We start from the raw sequence: 3403 nt of genomic DNA, 5'->3' as shown, positions 1-3403 counted from the left end.
GGATTGCAATCGGGCGCTGGTCGACGACGCGCACCGGGATCTCCATCTGCTTGAGATCGCAGCCGGCCCACGTCGACGATGCCGCCAGCAAGGCCGGCACTGCCACCAGTGCCGACGACACCCGGCACAACAGGAGCCGGCAAGCGCCGGACACGCCCACGCCAATTCGCAGCCAGCGACTACGCCATTGCATCAATATTTCCCCCTCGGTGCTCGTGTGGATTTGGCAAGGCCGCCGCCCGCAGACACAGGAACGGCAGAGGTTCCCTATGTCCGCCGCCGCGAGGTTCACATTCTCTCCGACGTCAACTGCGGCTGCATACCCCTGGTACGGCCTTCGCCAGCTCCAGCTGGTACTGCTCCCATCCCGACGCGGGCACGACCTCATCGGCACGGGCCGTGACCTCGTCCAGCCGCGCACACAACCGCTCGGCCACGTCGTGTGCATCGCCCAGGTGCAGGCCCTGCGTCATCGTGATGTTCGCGCTCTCGAAGCTGCCCGCGCCCGCCAGCAGGATCATGCGCGTGGGGGCCTCGTCGCCGACCAGCGCGAGCAGCGCCGGGCTCACGCGCTCGGCGCCCAGCCGGGCCAGCGCCTCGGGCGGCAGCACGCCTTCGGTCATGCCGGTCGCGGCGGTGGGCGCCAGGCAGTTCACGTGCACGCCATACTTCGCGCCTTCCAGTGCCAGCGTCTGCATCAGCCCCACCAGGGCCATCTTCGCCGCGCCGTAGTTCGACTGGCCGAAGTTGCCGTACAGCCCGCTCGACGAGGTCGTCATCACGATGCGGCCGTGGCGCTGCGCCTGCATCTGCGCCCACACCGCCTTCGTCGCATTGACGGCACCCATCACGTGCACGTCGAACACCAGCCTGAAGTCGTCGAGCGACATCTTCGCGAAGCTCCGGTCGCGCAGGATGCCGGCGTTGTTCACCAGGATGTCGATGCGCCCCCAGCGCGCCACCGCCGCATCCGCCATCGCCTGCATGTCGCCCGGCACCGTCACGTCGCCGAGCTGCACCAGCGCCTCGCCGCCGCGCTGGCGGATCTCGCCGGCCACGGCCTGCGCCGCGGCACCGTCGTCGCGCCCCGCGAGGTCATTCACGACCACCCGCGCCCCATGGCGCGCCAGCTCCAGCGCATGCGTGCGGCCGAGCCCACCGCCGGCGCCGGTCACGATCGCCACCTTGTCCTTCAGGTGCTTCTTCATGCGTCCCGTCCCTTCAGCGCCAGCATCGCGCGCACCTCGGCCGGCGTCGCGACCTCCAGCGACAGCTCCTCCAGGATGCGGCGGATCTTGCGCACCTGCTCGGCGCACGAGCGCGCGAGGCGCCCCTTCTCCAGGTACAGGCTGTCCTCCAGGCCGACCCGCACATTGCCGCCCAGCACCGCGGCCATCGTCAGCAGCGGCATCTGGTGGCGTCCGGCTCCCAGCACCGAGAAGCGGTAGTTCTGGCGGCCGAACAGGCGGTCGGCCGTCGTGCGCATCGTCACCAGGTTCTCCGGGTCCRCGCCCAGCCCGCCGAGGATGCCGAAGATGCTCTGGATGAACAGCGGTCCCTCGACCAGCCCTTCGTCCATGAAGTGGGCCAGCGTGTAGAGGTGGCCCACGTCGTAGCACTCGAACTCGAAGCGCGTGCCGCAGCCCTGGCCCAGCACCTCGAGGATGTGCTTGATGTCGCGGAAGGTGTTGCGGAAGATCAGGTCTTCCATGCCCTCGATGTGCGGCTTCTCCCAGTCGTGGCGCCACTCGCTGTACTTGCGCGCCATCGGGTGGATCGAGAAGTTCATCGAGCCCATGTTCAGCGAGCACATCTCGGGCCGCGCCTGCAGCGGGTAGGCCAGGCGCTCGTCCAGCGTCATGCGCGTGCTGCCGCCGGTGGTGATGTTGATCACCGCGTCGGTCGCGGCGCGGATGCGCGGCACGAACTGGTCGAACACCTTCGGGTCCGGCGTCGGCCGGCCGTCGACCGGGTCGCGTGCATGCAGGTGCAGGATGGCCGCGCCGGCCTCGGCCGCCTCGATGGCCTGTTCGGCGATCTGGTCCGGCGTCAGCGCGAGGTGCGGGGACATCGTCGGCGTGTGGACCGAGCCGGTGACGGCGCAGCTGATGATGACCTTGTCGGGGGGTGTTGCCATGGGCTCTCCGGGAGTTTGAAATTTCAGACGGCGAGCCACTGCTGCTGCATCGAGGTGTCGGCCAGCAGCTGCGCCGGACTGCCCTCGAAGACGATGTGGCCGTGGCCCATCACGCAGACGCGGCTCGACACCTTCAGCGCGATGGCGAGCTTCTGCTCCACCAGCACGACCGAGACGCCGTGCCGCTGCATGTCCTGGATGCACTCGGCGACCTGCGCGACGATCTTCGGCGCCAGGCCTTCGGTCGGCTCGTCGATCAGGATCGCGAGCGGGTTGCCGAGCAGCGAGCGGCACATCGTCAGCATCTGCTGCTCGCCGCCGGACAGGCTGCCCGCCTTGGTGCCGCGGCGCTCCTTCAGGCGCGGGAACCAGTCGAACATCTGCGCCACGCTCCAGCGCACCGCGCCGGCCACCGGCGGCTGCTCGCCCATGCGCAGGTTCTCGTCCACCGTCAGGTTCGCGAACACCTCGCGCTCCTCGGGCACATAGGCCAGGCCCGCGCGGCAGATGGCATGCGGTGGCGCGCCGGCGAGCGCGCGGCCTGCCAGCTCGATGCGGCCGGCGCTCGGCGGCACCAGGCCCATCAGCGCCTTCAAGGTGGTCGATCGGCCCGAGCCGTTGCGACCCAGCAGGCTGACGACCTCGCCGCGGCCCACCTGCAGGCTCACGCCGCGCAGCACGTGGCTCTTGCCATAGTGGGCATGCAGGCCGTCCACGCGCAGCAGCGGCTGCCCCTCGATGGCGCTCATGCGTCGTGCTCCTCGCCCAGGTAGGCCTCGCGCACACCCTGGTGGCTGCGGATCTCGGCCGGCGTGCCGGTCGCGACGAGCTGCCCGTAGACCAGCACGCTGATGCGCTCGCCGAGCGAGAACACCACGTCCATGTCGTGCTCCACCAGCAGCAGCGTGCGCCCTGCCGTCACCTCGCGGATCAGCGCCGCGGTGTACTGCGTCTCCTCGCTCGACATGCCCGCCATCGGTTCGTCGAGCAGCACCACCTGCGGGTCCGAGGCCAGCGTCATCGCGAGCTCCAGCGAGCGCTGGCCGCTGTAGCTCATCTCGCCGCCCAGCGTGGCCGCGTGCTGCTGCAGCCGCACGCGTTCGAGCAGCCGATCGGTCTCCTCGCGGATCGCCCCCATGCGCTCGATGCGGCGCCACACGTTGTACTGCAGGCGATGGCGCTGCATCACCGCGATGCGCACGTTCTCGAACACGGTCAGCTTCGGGAAGATGTTGGTGATCTGGAACGAGCGCGCCAGGCCGCTGC

The 3403-nt window shown here is 69.7% G+C and carries 4 protein-coding genes; all 4 read right to left on the bottom strand.

Annotated features, from left to right (window positions below; translation table 11 throughout):
• Positions 1-305: 305 nt before the first annotated feature.
• Positions 306-1208 (bottom strand): SDR family NAD(P)-dependent oxidoreductase, encoded by a 903-nt coding sequence (locus AC1D01_RS26005; protein ID WP_477871509.1) that lies wholly within the window; start codon positions 1206-1208, stop codon positions 306-308.
• Positions 1205-2137, bottom strand: a complete 933-nt coding sequence (kce, locus tag AC1D01_RS26000) for a 3,5-dioxohexanoate:acetyl-CoA acetone transferase (protein ID WP_477871507.1) — start codon at positions 2135-2137, stop codon at positions 1205-1207. Before kce ends, AC1D01_RS26005 begins: the two co-directional genes overlap by 4 nt.
• 23 nt (positions 2138-2160) lie before the next feature.
• Positions 2161-2886 (bottom strand): ABC transporter ATP-binding protein, encoded by a 726-nt coding sequence (locus AC1D01_RS25995; RefSeq protein WP_477871505.1) that lies wholly within the window; start codon positions 2884-2886, stop codon positions 2161-2163.
• On the bottom strand, positions 2883-3403 hold a 521-nt coding region (locus tag AC1D01_RS25990; RefSeq protein WP_477871503.1), incomplete at its 5' end, for an ABC transporter ATP-binding protein. The genes AC1D01_RS25995 and AC1D01_RS25990, both read right to left, overlap by 4 nt.

Source organism: Rhizobacter sp. P3_B12, assembly GCF_056402895.1.
Note: the sequence above shows the minus strand (reverse complement) of the source record. Positions and strands in the feature narration are given on the sequence as shown.

Coding starts and splice junctions, on each gene's coding strand:
- AC1D01_RS26005 (WP_477871509.1), bottom strand. CDS start 1,208: ATGAAGAAGCACCTGAAGGACAAGGTGGCGATCGTGACCGGCGCCGGC.
- AC1D01_RS25995 (WP_477871505.1), bottom strand. CDS start 2,886: ATGAGCGCCATCGAGGGGCAGCCGCTGCTGCGCGTGGACGGCCTGCAT.